The sequence below is a fragment of the Mycobacterium sp. TH-M11 genome (assembly GCF_057473725.1).
The window spans coordinates 1-16,229 of sequence record NZ_JBYCLD010000508.1 but is presented as its reverse complement, the minus strand read 5'-3'; the positions used below and the strand labels follow the sequence as shown (position 1 = coordinate 16,229).

16 protein-coding genes and 1 pseudogene are annotated in these 16,229 nt (G+C 66.1%); 8 read left to right on the top strand and 9 right to left on the bottom strand.

Going from position 1 to position 16,229, the window contains the following annotated elements; all coding sequences use genetic code 11:
* From AC2VOG_RS19395 to AC2VOG_RS19375, 5 genes are all read left to right on the top strand, one after another.
* Positions 1 to 1,661, top strand: a 1,661-nt coding sequence (locus AC2VOG_RS19395) for an Hsp70 family protein (protein WP_486941452.1), incomplete at its 5' end; no start/stop codon positions are given.
* 65 nt (positions 1,662 to 1,726) lie between these two features.
* The gene (locus AC2VOG_RS19390; protein ID WP_486941451.1) at positions 1,727 to 2,110 is read left to right on the top strand and encodes a hypothetical protein; all 384 of its coding nucleotides are present in this window, start codon (positions 1,727 to 1,729) and stop codon (positions 2,108 to 2,110) included.
* Positions 2,111 to 2,178: 68 nt separating this feature from the next.
* Positions 2,179 to 2,886, top strand: a complete 708-nt coding sequence (locus AC2VOG_RS19385) for a cutinase family protein (protein ID WP_486941450.1) — start codon at positions 2,179 to 2,181, stop codon at positions 2,884 to 2,886.
* A gap of 567 nt (positions 2,887 to 3,453) precedes the next feature.
* Positions 3,454 to 4,134, top strand: coding sequence for a VldE C-terminal domain-containing protein (locus AC2VOG_RS19380; RefSeq protein ID WP_486941449.1), 681 nt, complete (start codon positions 3,454 to 3,456; stop codon positions 4,132 to 4,134).
* Between the two features lie 299 nt (positions 4,135 to 4,433).
* Entirely contained in the window at positions 4,434 to 4,961 is a 528-nt protein-coding gene (locus AC2VOG_RS19375) for a hypothetical protein (protein WP_486941448.1), read from the top strand.
* Between the two features lie 85 nt (positions 4,962 to 5,046).
* On the opposite strand, the gene AC2VOG_RS19370 is transcribed toward AC2VOG_RS19375, so the two are convergent.
* The 4 genes from AC2VOG_RS19370 to AC2VOG_RS19355 all read right to left on the bottom strand — a co-directional run bounded on the left by AC2VOG_RS19370 (position 5,047) and on the right by AC2VOG_RS19355 (position 9,129).
* Positions 5,047 to 5,853 carry a L,D-transpeptidase gene (locus AC2VOG_RS19370; protein WP_486941447.1) on the bottom strand — a complete coding sequence of 269 codons (807 nt, stop codon included), beginning with the start codon at positions 5,851 to 5,853 and terminating at the stop codon, positions 5,047 to 5,049.
* A gap of 122 nt (positions 5,854 to 5,975) precedes the next feature.
* The gene (locus AC2VOG_RS19365) at positions 5,976 to 6,359 is read right to left on the bottom strand and encodes an STAS domain-containing protein (RefSeq protein WP_486941446.1); all 384 of its coding nucleotides are present in this window, start codon (positions 6,357 to 6,359) and stop codon (positions 5,976 to 5,978) included.
* Positions 6,356 to 7,432, bottom strand: a complete 1,077-nt coding sequence (locus tag AC2VOG_RS19360; protein WP_486941453.1) for a cobalamin B12-binding domain-containing protein — start codon at positions 7,430 to 7,432, stop codon at positions 6,356 to 6,358. The genes AC2VOG_RS19365 and AC2VOG_RS19360 overlap by 4 nt, the downstream gene beginning before the upstream one ends.
* Before the next feature lie 35 nt (positions 7,433 to 7,467).
* Positions 7,468 to 9,129: a PP2C family protein-serine/threonine phosphatase gene (locus tag AC2VOG_RS19355; protein WP_486941445.1), complete on the bottom strand. Its 1,662-nt coding sequence runs from the start codon at positions 9,127 to 9,129 to the stop codon at positions 7,468 to 7,470.
* 170 nt (positions 9,130 to 9,299) lie between these two features.
* Between AC2VOG_RS19355 and AC2VOG_RS19350 the strand changes: the two genes are divergently transcribed.
* Together AC2VOG_RS19350 and AC2VOG_RS19345 are read left to right on the top strand one after the other, a co-directional pair.
* Positions 9,300 to 9,698: a Zn-ribbon domain-containing OB-fold protein gene (locus AC2VOG_RS19350; RefSeq protein WP_486941444.1), complete on the top strand. Its 399-nt coding sequence runs from the start codon at positions 9,300 to 9,302 to the stop codon at positions 9,696 to 9,698.
* Positions 9,699 to 9,724: 26 nt separating this feature from the next.
* On the top strand, positions 9,725 to 10,936 hold the full coding sequence (locus AC2VOG_RS19345; protein WP_486941443.1) for a thiolase family protein: 1,212 nt from the start codon (positions 9,725 to 9,727) through the stop codon (positions 10,934 to 10,936).
* 10 nt (positions 10,937 to 10,946) lie between these two features.
* Here the strand turns inward: AC2VOG_RS19345 and AC2VOG_RS19340 are convergent, their stop codons facing one another.
* The 5 genes from AC2VOG_RS19340 to AC2VOG_RS19320 are packed head-to-tail and all read right to left on the bottom strand — an operon-like array spanning position 10,947 to position 15,834.
* Positions 10,947 to 11,207 carry a protealysin inhibitor emfourin gene (locus AC2VOG_RS19340; protein WP_486941442.1) on the bottom strand — a complete coding sequence of 87 codons (261 nt, stop codon included), beginning with the start codon at positions 11,205 to 11,207 and terminating at the stop codon, positions 10,947 to 10,949.
* Positions 11,208 to 11,231: 24 nt separating this feature from the next.
* Positions 11,232 to 12,296 (bottom strand): M4 family metallopeptidase, encoded by a 1,065-nt coding sequence (locus AC2VOG_RS19335; protein WP_486941441.1) that lies wholly within the window; start codon positions 12,294 to 12,296, stop codon positions 11,232 to 11,234.
* A gap of 30 nt (positions 12,297 to 12,326) precedes the next feature.
* Positions 12,327 to 13,130 carry a mycofactocin-coupled SDR family oxidoreductase gene (locus tag AC2VOG_RS19330; protein WP_486941440.1) on the bottom strand — a complete coding sequence of 268 codons (804 nt, stop codon included), beginning with the start codon at positions 13,128 to 13,130 and terminating at the stop codon, positions 12,327 to 12,329.
* Between the two features lie 41 nt (positions 13,131 to 13,171).
* Positions 13,172 to 14,359 carry a serine hydrolase domain-containing protein gene (locus AC2VOG_RS19325; RefSeq protein WP_486941439.1) on the bottom strand — a complete coding sequence of 396 codons (1,188 nt, stop codon included), beginning with the start codon at positions 14,357 to 14,359 and terminating at the stop codon, positions 13,172 to 13,174.
* Positions 14,356 to 15,834 carry a biotin carboxylase gene (locus tag AC2VOG_RS19320; RefSeq protein ID WP_486941438.1) on the bottom strand — a complete coding sequence of 493 codons (1,479 nt, stop codon included), beginning with the start codon at positions 15,832 to 15,834 and terminating at the stop codon, positions 14,356 to 14,358. The genes AC2VOG_RS19325 and AC2VOG_RS19320 overlap by 4 nt, the downstream gene beginning before the upstream one ends.
* A 156-nt stretch (positions 15,835 to 15,990) precedes the next feature.
* Between AC2VOG_RS19320 and AC2VOG_RS19315 the strand changes: the two are divergent.
* Positions 15,991 to 16,229, top strand: a pseudogene (locus AC2VOG_RS19315) (alpha/beta hydrolase); the annotation flags it as partial.

Genomic DNA, 16,229 nt, shown 5'->3' with positions numbered 1-16,229 from the left:
CCGATTTCGTCCATGGTGGTGTCGCACCGCGGTTGGTGCCGGATTGCGTTGCAGCGCTGACCGCGCTGAACTCCGATTCCCGACTGCCCGCCAAGGGGGTCGTCGCGCTGTTCGACGTCGGCGGAGGCGGCACCAGCATCACCATTGCCGACGCCGCATCGGATTTCACTCCGATTGCCGACACGCTTCGCTACGAGGACTTCTCCGGAGACCTCGTGGACCAGGCGCTGATGGTGCACGCGCTCGGCAACGTCGGCCACGGCAACGCCGCCGATTCCGCCGGCACCGCGGTCGTCGGGCAATTCGCCGGCCTGCGCCACGAATGCCAGCTGGCCAAGGAGAGATTGTCCAGCCAGAAGACCACCGAACTGGGCCTCGACCTGCCCGGCCAGCGTATGCGCCTGGAGATCAGCCGAGCTGAACTCGACAGCCTGATCGAAGAGCGACTTGACGGCTTGTTGGTGGCATTCGATGAGATGTTGCGCAGCAACAGGATTGGGATCACGGACCTGGCGGCTGTGGCGTTGGCTGGCGGTATGGCCAGAATTCCCGTTGTTGCCGAGCGTCTTTCAGCGCACACCAAGGCGTCGGTGGTCACCGCCGTACAACCCGAACTCGCGGCGGCCGTCGGGGCGGCACGACTCTCGGCCCGCCAGCCCATCGCGCAGCAGGACCGGGAACGCGTCGAGACGACCATCGGGGCGTTGGTGGGCGTGTCCACCGGCGGCTCCGCGACCTCGAACAGCGGTTTGGCCACCACTGGGCGATCCGTCGCGCCCACCGACCCACTCGGCACTCCAACGGGCGCGTTCAGCGCGTCGACCGGCACCTTCGACATTCCGACTGCCGGAGCGCTTTTCGACGACCCGTCGGAACGGCTGACGGAGCTGGCCTGGTCGCAGGCCGATGATTTCGACGACGAGCCGGTCGTCTACAGCGGTGAACCCTACGACATCAGCGACAACCGTGCGACGCCGTCGCAGCTGATGCAATTGCCGAAGGTCGAGCAGATCGACCCGGTGCGGCCGCGCAGAACACGGCTGCTGCAACTGTTCCTGGGTCTGGCCGCGCTGGTGTCGATGGTCTCCATCGGTGGGATTGCCTTCTCGCTGACCAGTAGCGATCGAGCGCCGACGGTGCCCAGCAGCAGCACTACGGCGCCGCCCCCGCCACCGCTGAGCTCGCAGGTGCCGTCGCCGAGCCCGGTGCCACCACCGGCCAGCGCGGAGCCGTCGCCGAGCCCGGCGCCACCGCCACCGAGCACCGAGGCGCCCCCGCCACCGGCCCCGGCTCCGGCGCCGGTCGAGACCTACGAGCCGCCACCTCCGCCGCGCACCACGGCGCAGGCCACCACCACCGTGCCGCGACCGACGACCACCACACCGCAGGCGACGAGCACCACACCGAGTACCACACCGCCGCCACCCCCGCCGCCGAGCACCTCGACGGGGCCGGTGATGACGACGACGTATCTGAACCTGCCGTTCGTGCCGGTGCCGATTCCGGTGCAGGTTCCCCAGAGCCCAGGCGGCGCGAACCAGCAGCCGCAGAACCCCTATCAGCAGCAGAACCCCTACCAGCAGAATCCGTACCAACAGAATCCGTATCAACAGAATCCGTACCAACAGAATCCCTACGCGGGTCCGGGCTACGGCTACTGAACGTGGCGCGCGCCGCGCGCAATGCGCACACTGGGGTGATCGGGGTGAGCAGCCAGGAGGCCGCAATGGATGATAACGGTCGGTTCGGATTCGAGCCGGAAGACTTCGAACACATTTTGCGCGACGCGACCGAGGGTATCCGCGAAGCGTTCGAGGGAGTCGGCCGATTTTTCACCGCGCCCAGTGACCGGTCCGGGTGGTCATCGGTCTTCGAAGATCTCGCACGGCGCACCCGGACCAGGCCGGAAACCACCGGCGAAGCCGGTGACGGTGTCTGGGCGATCTACACGGTAAGCGCCGACGGCGGCGCCCGGGTCGAGGAGGTGTACGCCACCGAGCTCGACGCTCTGCGGGCGAACCAGAACAACACCGACGCCACCCGCAGGGTTCGCTTCCTGCCCTACGGCATCGCGGTGAGTGCGCTCGACGACTCGGGCGAGACGGCGTAGCGAGTCGCACTCGAACACTGGGTCCACGTCATTGCGCACGTTCGCGTTCTTTACGCAACAATGGGGCCATGCCCCTACCTCGCATCGGTCACGTCCTTTTCGCAGCGCTGCTGAGCGTCGGCGCGTTGTTGAGTGCGCCGACGCCGGTCGTCACCGCGCAGCCTTGTCCGGACGTCGAGGCGGTGTTCGCCCGCGGAACCGGTGAGCCGGCCGGGGTCGGGGGGATCGGGGAGCCGTTCATCGCGGAATTGCGGACGGCGATCAGCCCCAAGTCGCTGGAGGTGTATCCGGTGAACTACGAGGCGAGCAGCAACTTCTCCGACCGCATCGAGTTCGCCCAGAGCTTCCTCGGTGGAGTCAAGGACGCCAGCAGTCACATCGAGGCGACCGCCGCGAACTGCCCCAAGACCAGGATTGTGCTGGGCGGCTATTCCCAGGGCGCGGCCGTGGCCGCCGCCGTCACCTCGGCGTCGGTACCGGCGGGGGTGCCTTCGGAGTACTTGTCGTCCATGCCCAAGCCGATGCCGCCGGAGATCGCCAACCACGTGGCTGCGGTGACGCTCTTCGGGGATCCGTCGCCACAGTGGCTGCAGAACTTCGGCGCGCCGGTGATCACGATCGGCCCGCTGTATGCGTCCAAGACCGACGAACTGTGCGCCGACGGCGACACCATCTGCAACGGCGACCCGGGCGGGCTGCCGAATTTCGCGCACGCCTCCTACCCGGCGAACGGGATGACCCAGCAGGCAGCGGATTTTGCCGCCAGTCGCCTGTAGCGGCCTGCTCGTACGCGGGAACCGCGAGTCGCAGGTGTCAGACGATGGACACCGGCCAGCCCAGGGGCCTGGCTCGTAAGTTCGTCGGGGGCCGGAAGTTGCCTTCCCCGCGTCGAGATCGGTGCGCAACGGCGACCATGGCGCGCACCCCGGTGTACGCGTCCTGGCACAACCAGATCGAGATCTACCTCTCCATCGCCCCACGACCTCACCGGCCTTGGCGCCATCATCAACCGCCTCAGCGCCGTCGAGGCCCGCCACAACCAGACGGCACGGCCCATTCACATGAAAAATTCGGCCCCACCGACCTCGATGACCGGCTGAACAGGCTGGACAACCGCACACCAGGGCCCGAACTCGACCCCGCCCAGCATGACCCCCGAGGAACCTCCGGGCGCGACCACTGGTTCGCATCGATGCTGAACGCGACATCGGCCGGTGAACGCCTCGGTCGCCGACTTGTGCTCGAGCCGAAAGCGAGCAGCTGGTTGCGCTGAAGCAGACGCTTTACCTGCGGCGCCGTTATCTGATCGTGACTAATTCGCAATTTCCTCGTAAGCTGCTGCCGTGCCTCGTCACGAGTTAGCCAGCGATCGGCGGAAATCGCCGGGAGTGATGACTGCGGTTGCCGCTCTGGTCGCTGGCGTATTTGCCCTCGGGGGGAGCGCCCATATCGAGGGCCGGCACGGCAAGGCCGCCTGGTTGGCTGATGACGCGACGCCATGTTGCCGGCTGCAGATGACCGCCGGCGTGCCGATGACGTCGTCATGGTCTGCATCCGATGTGCAGGCCGAGGGTTCTGCTGCCGAAATGGCGTCCGCATCCCGTGCGTCGCGCTGGCATGTCGCCTCCAAGAACGCCCCCCAGGTGCTGATTGCCGATGCCGCCCCGGAACGTGGCCTTCAGGTCAAGACGATCCTGGCGGCCCGCACTATCAGCGCCGTCTTCCCGGAGATCAAGAGCATCGGCGGCGTCCGACCGGACGCGCTTCCGTGGCACCCGCGGGGACTGGCGATCGACGTGATGATCCCCAACCCGTCCAGCGCGGCCGGCATCGCGCTCGGCAATCAGATCGTTTCGTTCGCCCTCAAAAACGCAGACAAGTTTTCGTTGCAGGATTGCATTTGGCGTGGGACGTACTACACGCCCAGCGGGCCGTCAGGATCGGGCTACGGCCACTACGACCATGTGCATATCACCACGCACGGTGGGGGATATCCCACCGGCCGTGAAGTCTACGTTCGCTGAGGTTGCAGTCAAAGCCTCAGGCGCGCAGGGCCTTCGATACCGTTTTGTGATGTAACACTTCAAACATCAAGGCCTGGTTCAGGTTTGGGCTGGCGGATACAATTGGTCCACGTCGCCCCGTCGTCGGTCCAATAAACCGGAGTGAACGTCTCTATTTGGAAACGGTCCGGAGCGGCGTGGTGCGTGTTCCACACGGGTCGATTAGAAATGAGATGGCCGCAAGAAACGCGGTTGCGGTGCGGCTGCACCGGTGTTGATTTGCAGGCGATGCCCAAGCGTGAAAGAGAGAGTTGACGTCGATGACAGCCTTCGACCGGTTCAGCATGAAAGTTGTTGCTGGCGCTGGGTTATGCGGTGCCGCGATAGCATTGAGCCCCGTTGTGGGAGCCTCCCCGTTAAAGGCGGGCGGCGGCGCCTGCATGTACGGTACCGCCGGTGAAGTCGGCGCGCCGGCGGCCGTCGGCGCCGCCGGCGCGGGAGCCGCGGGCGTGGGAGCGGGCCCGGCGTGCGCGCCCGCGGGCGCCGCCATCACCGACATGGCCGGCGCGCCCGTGGGTGCGCCGCTCCCCGTTGGTGCTCCCGTCCTCGGTGGGGCGCCAATTCCGGCCGGCCTGCCGCTGCCGGCGGGCGTGCCTCTACCTGCGGGAGCCGGAGCGCCACTGCCCGTTGCCGTTCCGGCCGGTGCGCCACTGATTGCGCTCGGTGGCCTGCCAGGTGCACCGATCGCGGACATGGCCGGTGTCGCAGGTGTTAAGGGTGCGCCAACGGGTCCGGCCCCGACGACTGGGCCGATGCCCGGTCAGCCGCTGCCGCCCGGGCCCGAGTGAGGCGCTAGCAAAATGCCCCCCGAGTACCGGGGGGCATTTTCGTGCGGTCGATGAAAGGCATCGTGAATGAAACGCCTTGCAAATCTTATTCTTTGACTACCACTGGGTCGCCGATGTTGGCGTTGTTGAAGTACCACTCGGCGTCGGCCAGGCTGAGGCTGATACAGCCGTGGCTCACATTTTCGCGGCCCAGGGATTGAACGGCCCACGGAGCCGCGTGGACGAACAGCCCGCGACTGCTGATCCGGGTGGCGTACTCCACTGGCGTCTTGTAACCCTCGGGGTCGGTGAGCGGAACACCGACGCTGCTCGAATCCATAATCACTGTGCGGTCTTTCGACAAGACCGTGTACAGGCCGACGGGCGTCGGGAAATGGGGCCGGCCCATCGAGGCCGGCATGACGCCTGGTTCGCCATAGTGGGGCTGATGGTGCGGCGTCGGCAGCTGTTGCGATGGTCCGCTCGGAACCCCGTCGACGCTGACCGTGAACGTGTGGTCGGAGATGTTGGCGACGCCGAGCACTGCGGGCCCAGTCTTTATTTCCGCCGAGGCGCCGCCTACCGACAGGGCAATCGTGCTGTGAGCTGGCCAGAAGTGGTCTGGAACCCACTGTGCGACTTCATTGTTGAGCCACTCGTATTTGCCTGTCATGGGCGGCGATGAGGTGACGTGAAGGATGCGCTCCGCGGCGTTGCGGTCGACAACCGGTGCGCGAAATGTCATGACGACGGGGTGGGCGACTCCCGCAACCTCGCTTGGGGTCGGGCTGATAGCGGCGATCGGGTATCGAAACGACTGATCCGATGCGGCCAGGCTGATACCCGAGGGCCCTGCAACGACCGACGCGGCGGTGCCAGCCGCCAACAGAACAGACCTGAGACCCGCGTGCATCCACCAAATCCTTTAGTAGGCAAGTTGTATTAGCGATCCTAGGCATGTCCGGAATATTGGACCCGTAAGGGCGCGTTAGCAATTCGATAAAGGATCGGTCACTTTTCGGCTACGCCGCTCGCTCAGTGAGCGCCGGGCTCGCCAGCGCTGGCCTGGCCTACCAGGTTTGAGTCAACAGAGCCGGTGGCGGCTTCCTCTGGAACGAAGTGACCGAACAACCCGGTGACCTGGAGCACGCGATCGAGGAACGCGGGGCGGTGGTCGAGATGCATCCTGACGCCGGCTTGCGAGGCGCGCCGGTGCAAGAGAAGTAGCCCCGATAGCGCCGCGGAGTCCAGGAATGCCGTCTGGCTGAAGTCGAGATGTAAGTCGCGCAGCGCATTCTGCTGGGCGAGCAGCTGCGATGCGGCCTCGACCAAGTCGTCGGCGGTCTCGTAGTCGACGTCGCCAGTGATTCGTACGCAGGCCGATCGCGAGGCGGTGGTGATCGTCAAGTGATAGGTCATGGATGTAGGTGGGGGTCGGTCGCCGAACCCTTCTTGTCGGCGAGGGCGGTGAGAGCGGCGCTCAACAGTCGTCGGCTCCGCGGAAACTCATGCAATTGTGTACCCAAGAGCTCGAGGGCGGAAAACAATGGTGCGGCCGGCACACCCCTGGCGGCGAGGATATCGGCGGTCCAGGTGATGAAGCCACTGAACAGCTCGTCATCGTCGACGTAGAGACCGGCAACCAGAAAGTCGACGACGTAGGCGATGTCCTCGGCAGTGCGCTGCCGCTGCGCCGGGGTGTAGTCACGCATCGCCGCGATGCGGTCCGCCAATACGGTACTGGTCTCCTGCACCAGCTGCCGCGAAGTCTGACAGACCGTGGTGTATTCCTGGTCGATCAGGTGTGGCAGGTCGTCGACCGGTTGCCTGTTGCTTGCGAGGCGCGTGCAGAGAAATCCCTCGTCCAGAAGTTTGGCGGCGGTGCGCGCGTCGGGGGCCCACGCGTCGGCGCCGAGTTGGCCGGCATAGCGGCCGTCCGCTCCGAACGCGGCACCGCCGGCCAGCACCGCGACACCCGCGGCCTGACACGCGGTGATCGCCGCGTGCGCCGTCGGCAGTCCGGTGGGAATGGAGCAGGAGAGCGCGACGGCATCCGGCCCGCTCTGGTGCAGGTGTGCGATCAAATGCGGAGTGGGTACCTGCGCGCCGAGGAAGTCGACATGCCACCCGCGCAGCCGCAGCGTCTCGGCCAGCAACCGGGCCGGCAAGGCGTGCCACTCGCCGTCGACGCATGCCACCGTGACCCGGCCGGCCTGCCCGGTCGACCGGCTGGCAGGGTGCCGGGCGAGCGCCGCGATCACCCGATCGTTGATCGCGGTGGCCGCGTGCTCCTGGGCAACGTTGATGCGGTTGGCGGCCCATTCGGCGCCGATCCTGCGCTGCACCCACGCGATGACGTCGAGCAAGATGTCCTCAGGCTGCATACCCGCGTCCACTGCGGCGAAAATAGTTGCCACCGAGGCATATTCGTCGCAATCCAGGACAGCTGCCCAAAGCTTGTCGCGGACCAGCGCCCAGTCGGCGGCGCCGATAGCCGCCGAGTCGGCGGTATCGACGTCAGGAGCGCTCAAGCCGTGAACCTTCCCTTGGTGTGGCCGTCGACAGCGCTCAGGTGCGTTCGGCGTGGGGCGGTGATGGCCACGACGGCGATGTCGTCGTGAACCCGGTGGCCGACCCACTGGGTGGCCAGCATCATGACACGTTCGACCACCGCGGTGGCCGGCATGCCGGCGCACTCGGAGAGCGCGGACGCCAGTCGTTCTTCACCGAACATGTAGTCGCCGAGGGGGCCTCCGCGTGCCTCGGTGACCCCGTCGGTGTAGAGCACGCAGGTTTCGCCGGGCGCCAGCGTCGTCTCGAATGACTGCGCCTCGATCTCGGGCAACGCGCCGATCAGCGTGCCGCAGGTGTCGGCCTGCTCTACCCGCCCGCCGTCACGAACGATCAGCGGGGGCAGGTGGCCGGCGCTGGTCAGCCGCACGACCACCGAGCCCTCCCGGTTGGCGACCGAAGCCAGCACCAGGGTGGCAAACCGGGCATGCTCGGTGGAAAGCATTGCGCCGTTGAGCAACTCGAGAACGGCCTGGTGATCGGCGGCCAGCGGCGTCAACGCCTGCAGCGTGTTGCGGATCTTGCCGGTGAGCATGGCGGCTTCGAGGCCCTTGCCGCACACGTCACCGAGCACCACCAGGGTCTCACCGTCCGGGGCGGCCGCGGGGTGGACGTCGTAGAAGTCTCCGCCGACGACCTCGTAGTCTTCCGAGGCCCGGTATGCACCCGCGAATTCGATACCGTGCACCGGGTGTAACTCCGGCGGCAACAGGTCACGCATCAGCGTGCGGGTGATCGCGGCCTGTTCGGCGTAGAGTCGCGCAGCCGACAATGCCGCTCCGGCCCGGGCCGCGAACAGCCGCGCCAGCGTCTCTTCGCCGTCGTTGAACTCGCCTTCCTCGGAATGACGCAGCAACATCAGCGCACCCGCCGACACGCCGTGGCCGGGTAAAGGGGTGATCATCACCGAACGCACCGGCTGCGGTAAGCCGGCCGGAATGAGCCAATCGGGCAGCGTCGCGGCGTCGATCCAGCGTGAGGGCACCGGAGGGAACCCGCGAAGTGCCTCACTGAGGCCTGTCACCGACGCGGGGTCCGCCTCGACGCTGCGCTGCTCCACGGTGCCGGTGTGATCGCAGTAGAAAATCGGTATCCGTCGACCGCGGCCGGCGGGTGCGACGACTACGGCGGCGTCGGCCAGATCTCGGGCCGCGAACAACGCCGTGGCTTCCCGGCAGCGGTCGATGTTGAGCGACGCCATCAATACCGCAGAGGCTTCGAGGAGAAACTCAGTGCGTTGATGTTCACGGGTCAGCGCATGCTGTGCCTCGCGCAGTACCTGTCCGGTGTCTTCGACCAGCGACCACGCCACTTCGCCGCTGGGCAACGTTGCGTGGTGGGCTTCGAATTTGCGTCTGCCCACTGCGCCGCCGGCGTTGAACGACTCTCGACTGTCCGGTACCGGCGACAGCGCGACAAGGCGCAGGTGGACCGGTGACAGCCAGTCAAGGGTGGATTCCAAAGGACTGCCGAGCGCGGCCGAGGGGAAAAGTTCTCGCGCCGATGCACTCAGCGCAGTGATGGCTCCGGTCTGGTCGACCACCAGCGTCGGACAGGTGACATACGTCCAAAGCGATTCGTGGCCGGCTGCAACCTTTGCCTGAGCCCCATCGCGCATAACCAGATAAACCTAAAAATTCTCGCGACTTCTTGACTAACGTCAGCGAGGAGTTTAACCACATCGCTTGTTGCGGCGGAAGTCTCGTTTTCGGGGGATGTGATCGTGATTTCGGCGTCTGTGACTGAACCGAACTGGCTACGGTCGACAATACAGACAACGGAGGTGTTATGACGGGCAAGATCCCAATAGTCGACTACTTGGTGCTCGCCGACGGCGACCCGCACCTCGTCGCCCACGAGTGCACCAACTGCGGTGCCAGATTCTTCGACCGACGCAACGCCTGCGCCAGTTGTTTCGCTTCGGAATTCCGCACGGTTGCGGTGGCTACCGAGGGCACCGTGCGGGCGTTCACCATCGTCACTTTTGCCGCACCTGGTATTCCCACCCCATTCGTCGCCTCCGTGGTGGACTGCGACGGCACTGCGGTGCGCGCCAATCTAATCAACGTCGAGCCCGACCCCGAGCACATCCGCGACGGTATGAAAGTGCGGCTGGCGACATTCCCGATCGGCACCGACTCCGCAGGCACCGAGGCGGTCGGGTTCGGTTTCGAGCCCGTGAACTGACGCGACAGACAACGAGGAGCAGCCCCATGAGTGCCAGCAACGACATTTGGATTCTCGGCATCCGGATGACCAAATTCGGCAAGCACGCCGACAAAGACACCGTCGACCTCGCGGCCGAGGCCGTCACCGGTGCGCTCGCCGACGGCGGGGTGACGATGGCCGACATCGGCGTGATCGCCGCCGGCAACCTGATGGCGGCCAACGCCGGGATCGGGCAGCAACTGCAAAAGCAGATCGGCCAGACCGGCGTCCCGGTGTACAACGTGGCCAACGCCTGCGCCACCGGTGCCACCGCGCTGCGGACCGCGATCATGGCGGTCAAAGCGGGCGAGGTGAAGTACGGTCTGGCCTTTGGGGTGGAGAAGCTGTCCGGCGCCGGACTGCTCGGCGGTGCCGGGACGAAGAAGAAAGACGCCGATATCTGGGAGCCCAAAGGTCGCTACGGCGCGGTCGCTCCGGTGGACGGGCGGATCGGCACCGAGTCGATGCCGGGTGTGTTTGCTCAGATCGGCACCGAGTACGGCCACAAGTACGGCGGCACCAGCTTCGAATTGTTCGCCAAGATCAGCGAGAAGAACCACGCCCACTCGACCCTGAATCCACTGGCCGCCTATCAGAAGAAATTCACCCTCGAACAGATCATGAATGACGTCATGATCGCCTACCCGAACACGCGGCCGATGTGTTCGGCCAACTGCGACGGCGCGGCGGCCGCTGTGGTGTGCGACGGCGCGACGTTGCGGTCGCTGTCGCTGCAGCAACGCAAACGTGCGGTGAAGGTGTCGGCGTCGATCCTGACCACCGATCCGTTCGAGGACGGCTGTCAGGTGCTGCCGAACGTCAACACGCTGACCCGCAATGCCGCCGCGAGCGCCTACGAGCAGGCCGGCATCGGGCCGAGCGACCTCGACCTGGTCGAGTTGCACGACTGCTTCGCCACCGCGGAACTGGTGCACTACGACAACCTGATGCTGTGTGAAGAAGGCGGCGCCGCGGACTTTTTCAATTCCGGCGCGACGTGGCGCGATGGCTCGACGCCGGTGAATGTGTCCGGTGGGCTGCAGTCCAAGGGGCATCCCATCGCCGCCACGGGTATCGCCAACATCTGGGAGGTCTGCCACCATCTGCGCGGCGAAGCGGGCGCCAGGCAGATCGAGAATGCCAAGGTCGGGCTGGCGCACGTGATCGGCCTCGGCTCGGCGTGCGGCGTGCACATCCTGGAGAGGTCCGCGGCGTAGCGGTGACCGGTCAGAGGTCCGCTACGACGGCGCTTGCCACGGTGTCGGGTAGCACGCTCTCCGGAATCTCGCGTGTCCTGGCTCCCGAGGGTGACTGCCGGGTCACCAGATAGGTGTAGCGGTCGGCACCAGGGTCGGAGTCCAACGGGTCTTCGCTGTCGAGGAGTTGCTCGAGTGTGTGACGGTCTTCGGGATCCAGTGCATCGCCCTCGAGGGTGCAACTGGCCTTGACTCCGGCCAGGCCACCACGTCGCTCGATGATGTACTGCATTGCCGCGCCCCGATCGTTGTCGACTCAGACGGAGATGCTGGTCTGTGAAAGGCCGACGCGCTGCCATGCGTCGTCCACCCCACGATAGACCTCGCGGTCGGCGGGAAACAGTGACCGGGCGGCGGAGCGCGTGAGGGCGGCGAACTTGCGGAAATCCATCGACGGGCCGGCATCGCGATCCGTCAGGGCGGCGTACCAGACCCTGCCGGCCTTCTCCCAGGATCGTCCGCCGATGTTGCTGGCCGCCAGAAAGAAGGCGTGGTTGGGAATACCGCTGTTCTGGTGCGGGTCGCCGCCGGGAACGTAGTCGGCATAATGCGACGGTTGCCGAGACAGGCACTGTCGGGAGCCGGGGTCGGCCATGTTGCGAAGGCAGTTGTAGCCCTTGGCGATTGCCGCCGGGCCGAGCACTCCCGGGCCGACGAGCCAGTCGGCGTCGGAGACGGTCTGCTTGTTGCGCCATTGGTGAAACATTGCGCCGAACGCATCCGAAATGCTCTCGTTGAGCGCGCCGGGTTCATCGGAGTAATCCAGCCCAGCAGTGAATTGTGTTACTCCGTGTGTCAATTCATGGCCGATGACGTCGTCTGATTTCGTGAAGTCAGTGAAGACGCGGCCGTCGCCGTCGCCGTAGGTCATCTGGGCGCCATTCCAGAAGGCGTTGTCGTAGCGCACCCCGTAATGGATCGACGACATCAGTGTCATGCCCTTGCCGTCAACGGAGTTGCGGCCAAAGCACTCTCGGTAGTAGTCGACGACGGCGCGGGTCGTATCGAAGGCGCGCTTGGCCGTGCTGTCCGTGCTTTCGCCAGGATCGGAAACCGGTGCGCCCGGCAGCGATCCAGTGTTCTTGCAGTCGTAGACCGTTACCGCGGGAACAGTCGCCAGCACCCCGGCAAGCGGCCGGCCGGTGAATTGCGTGGCCAACAGGCTGGATTGGGTCGCATTGGTGTGTGCGATGCGCAGCTCACGCCATGTGCTTTCGACGGCAACGCTGTTGCGTATCGCCTCGCGCGACTCTGCCGGGATCGATTCGTCGTCGGCGAGTCGACGTAAAACCGCAGTCGGCAGGATGAACCGATCGCACACGCGGCGCCTCCTTGCGTCAGTATTTTCCGGTCAGTGGATGCGGGCGCTGCCGCCCAATCCGATCTCGAGCACGCTGCCGGTGATGACGCCGGGGTCGGTGACCAGGTAGAGCACTCCGCGGCTGACGTCTTCGGGCTGCAGCCACGGTTGGGGGATCGGGTTGGCCTTCATCATCCGGCGCACCAGATCGTCGGGGATGTCGTCGCCGCCGGTGGGCTGGACCATCGGGGTCTGCGTGGTGGTCGGGCACACCACGTTGATCGTCACGCCCTCCTTGGCGACCTCGAGCGCGGCGGATTTAGCGAGTCCGATGACGCCCCACTTGGTCGCGTTGTAGGCGGCGAGGTCGGGAATCCCCATCCGGCCGCCCATCGACGAGGTGACGACGATGCGGCCGAATCGCTGCTGTCGCATCACCGGGATGGCCGCGCGCAGAGTGTGGAACGCGCCGGTCAGGTTGGTGTCGATCAGTTGCTGCCAGACCACGTCGCTGACCTCGTCGAGCGGCCCGGTGCTGACGATGCCGGCGTTGGCCACCACGATGTCGAGGCTGCCCAGGTCGGCGACGGTTTGCGTGACCGCGGCGTCGACCGCAGCACCGTCGCGAACGTCGAGTGTCAGTGGCACGCAGCGCCGGCCCAATTCGTCGACCAGTTTCGCGGTTTCACGCAGGTCGTCCTCGGTACCGAGCGGGTAGGTCAGGTCGACCATCGGGTTCGGCGCGTCGGCGACGACGATGTCGGCTCCCTCGGCGGCCAACGCCAACGCGTGCGCGCGGCCCTGCCCGCGAGCTCCGCCGGTGATCAAGGCAACGCGTCCATCCAAAGCACCCATAGCGGACGAAGTTACCAGTCTGGAATCGCTTGCCGTGGGCTTTATTTGGACTCAGCCAGGTAAAGGGCCACGGCGTCGAAGGCGCGCAGCGTGTCCAGCATGTGCGGCTCGTGGGAGTGGGGCTGGGCAGATACCTTGGCGGCGACCATCTCCGCGGCGCGGTTGACGTACACCATCTGACCGCACATGCCCAGGCACAACACGACATTGCTGCCCGCGTGTGGAACCCACATCTGGTTGCGGTACATCCCGCCCGGCAAATCGGTGTCGTCGGGGTTTGCGGCGAAAGCCCGGCGCGAATCGGGGCCGCCGGAGAGCGTGTCGGCGATCCAGGCCGCGGGCACCACCTGATCGCCCGTCAACGAGGCGCCGTCCTGCAGGAACAGCGAACCGAAGCGGATCAGGTCGATCAACGAGGCGCTGATGCCGCCGTCGAAGAACCCGGTGCCCACTGGGTCGACGCCGATGGTGGCGTCGTGGCGGGCGCCGATTCGGCTCCACAGGCAGTCGGCCATCAGCTCCGGCATCCGCTGGCCGGCCACGACTTCGCAGATCCACCCGAGCACATCGGTCTCACAGGACCGGTATTCGAAGGGCCCGCCGTGGGACGACTTTCTGCGCAGCGTGAGCAGGAACTCACGCACCGTGGCGGGCGCCGACGGGCTTGTCCTCGGTGCCCAGCCCATGGCCTGATCGAGCAGGTGTACCTCGGCCGACGGGTCGTTGTAGTTCTCCGAGAAGGAGATACCCGACCGCATATCGAGCAGATGCCGTACGGTCGCCCCGGCGTAGCCGGAATTCGTCAATGCGGGAACGAAGGTGGTGACGTCGGCGTCGAGGGCGATCGCGCCCGCTCCGTGCAACACGCCGACCACCGCGCCCACGAGTGACTTGCTGACCGAGAACACCAAATGCCGGGTGTCGACGCCCATGCCGCCGAAGTACTCCTCGACGACCAACCGCCCCCGGTGCGCGACCGCCCACCCGTCGGTGGCGGTGGCGGCCATCACCGCGCCGACCGTGCTCGCACGCCCGTCAGCGGCGGTGACCGTCACCGCAGCGGCCGGAACCCCGGCCGTGGGCAGCTCCGCCACCGGGCCGGTTCCGCGCCGGATCACCGCGGTCGGCACGAAATCGTCGACATGCTGAAACGACCAGTGCGAGTACGGCGGCGTCAACCAGTTGTCCAGCGAGATGCCGTCCGGGACGTGGCGGGTGCGACCGCTCACGCTCGTGCGACGAGCCGCGAGACGATCGGTGAGGCCGGTACCAAGGGTGTCGAGACGAACTTCGCCCTCATGCCCTTGACCCAGCGCTGACAGCGTTCGGTGAGACGGTAGTCCGCGCTCTGCAGGTGTCCGCGGGTGACCAGCACGCCGAGTTGGGCGCCCTCGGAACGTAGGTCGCCAGGGGCCGCCACCCGCATGTAGAAGGCCTCCGAGCCGTCGAGCAGCGTGGCCCAATCGTTGGCCGGCCGTGCAAAAGACGCCCGGCCATCGTCATCGATCCGCCACACACCGGTGCGCGGCGTCGCGGTGAACAGCTCCACATCCGGTGCGGTCTCGGTGATGATCACCTGGCCCCAGACCTCGTCCTCCCCGTATCCGCGTTCCCAGCGCGCGTTGATCTCCTCGACATCGAGCTCGTATTCCACATCCATGTACTCGAGCAGGTGGAACAGGAAGAGCGGCATGTCGGCGTACGCCTCGGTGGTCAGGTTCGTCATCGGGCTCGCACCGCTCAGCCGCGGATTCACTTCGCCGAGATAGAGCTCCCCGGAATCCAGGTCATGCAAGAGGTCCACTTCGAAGTAGCCGCGGTACCCCTCGCGACTGAGCACGCCACCCAGCGTTCGCACCATCTCGCGGGCGGCGTGCGTTTGGTCCGGCGGCAGCACCTCTCGCCAGATGTCGTTGCCGCACCAGCTGCCTCGGGTAGGAGTCAGCTCCGAATAGCCGACCAGGCTGGTCATGGCGGGGCCGATCGCGGTGCCGTGGCGGGTCACCGCGCCTTCGATGCACACCTCGACGTTGCGGATTCGCTTCATCACCTTGAACTCCGCCTGCGCGCTCAACTCTGCGGCATGCTCGTCCCAGTCAGACTGACCGCGCACAAAAAACGTCCCGCTGCCCGCGTTGCCGAAGGGGATGGAGATGACCAGGTCGTCGCCCAAGTCGGCGCCGCGCGCCAGCTCGAGCAGCGCGTCGTAAGAGTCGGCCCGCCCCATCACGTGCGGCACACTCCGCACACCCGCCTCGTCGGCCAGGCGGGTCATGACGGTCTTGGAGCCCAGGCGTTCGCGCAACTGAACCGGGGGGTGCATGACCTCCAGACCCGCCTGCCGCGCGAGCCGTTGCGTCTCTTCGTCCATCATCACGAAGCACGCTTTGCCGCCGGGGCCTCGGCTCGCGATGAACTCGACTGTCTCCGGGTCGGTCAGCAGGTGGTTGCACACATCGCCCATGGAGTCGAAGTCGAGCCGGTCACGACGCCGGGGTACGAAAACCCGCGAATGCGTTCCCTCGAAAGAGTCAAAGTAGGTGAGGTAAAAGAAGTTTCGTATCCAGCGGTCGACACCGAGCAGATTGAACGGGGTAGGCGAGATGAAGAACAGCGGTACGGAATTGGTGTGAAAGAACGCGCGGACATCCGACAGTCCGGTGAGCGGGCCGCGTGGTGCGGGCGCCGATTCAGATTCCTTCATCACCCCAGTGTGCACCCGCGTGTGTCGGAGATGCTGTCTGTAGCGTCACCACATGGCTGAAGGTCGTCTGGCAGATCCGGATTGCTCGCTCGGGACCGACCCTCGGTCAGACCCGCGAATGGTCCACGCGATGGCGCACTCGGGATCGACGCGAACATGCCCGTCGCGCCGCTCACCATTGATGCGCCGCTCGAGGAACGTCTGGCGTATGCCGACGTGTGCGAGGCGGGGATCGGCGCCGTGCTCGACGCCTTCGCGCCCGGGGTTCCCGACGCGGAGGGCGTCACGACCACCACGACGAGCATCACCGGCGAAGACGGCAACGACGTCACGCTGTTCATCAGTCGCCCGGACGTCGAGGGCCCGCTGCCGGCGGTGGTGCATCTGCACGGTGG

Excerpts from the sequence above, each read along its gene's own strand:
- AC2VOG_RS19350 (WP_486941444.1), top strand. The coding sequence starts at position 9,300 with ATGACGGGCAAGATCCCAATAGTCGACTACTTGGTGCTCGCCGACGGC.
- AC2VOG_RS19370 (WP_486941447.1), bottom strand. The coding sequence starts at position 5,853 with ATGCACGCGGGTCTCAGGTCTGTTCTGTTGGCGGCTGGCACCGCCGCG.
- AC2VOG_RS19340 (WP_486941442.1), bottom strand. The coding sequence starts at position 11,207 with ATGCAGTACATCATCGAGCGACGTGGTGGCCTGGCCGGAGTCAAGGCC.
- AC2VOG_RS19355 (WP_486941445.1), bottom strand. The coding sequence starts at position 9,129 with ATGCGCGATGGGGCTCAGGCAAAGGTTGCAGCCGGCCACGAATCGCTT.
- AC2VOG_RS19320 (WP_486941438.1), bottom strand. The coding sequence starts at position 15,834 with ATGAAGGAATCTGAATCGGCGCCCGCACCACGCGGCCCGCTCACCGGA.
- AC2VOG_RS19365 (WP_486941446.1), bottom strand. The coding sequence starts at position 6,359 with ATGACCTATCACTTGACGATCACCACCGCCTCGCGATCGGCCTGCGTA.
- AC2VOG_RS19345 (WP_486941443.1), top strand. The coding sequence starts at position 9,725 with ATGAGTGCCAGCAACGACATTTGGATTCTCGGCATCCGGATGACCAAA.
- AC2VOG_RS19375 (WP_486941448.1), top strand. The coding sequence starts at position 4,434 with ATGACAGCCTTCGACCGGTTCAGCATGAAAGTTGTTGCTGGCGCTGGG.
- AC2VOG_RS19385 (WP_486941450.1), top strand. The coding sequence starts at position 2,179 with ATGCCCCTACCTCGCATCGGTCACGTCCTTTTCGCAGCGCTGCTGAGC.
- AC2VOG_RS19330 (WP_486941440.1), bottom strand. The coding sequence starts at position 13,130 with ATGGGTGCTTTGGATGGACGCGTTGCCTTGATCACCGGCGGAGCTCGC.
- AC2VOG_RS19390 (WP_486941451.1), top strand. The coding sequence starts at position 1,727 with ATGGATGATAACGGTCGGTTCGGATTCGAGCCGGAAGACTTCGAACAC.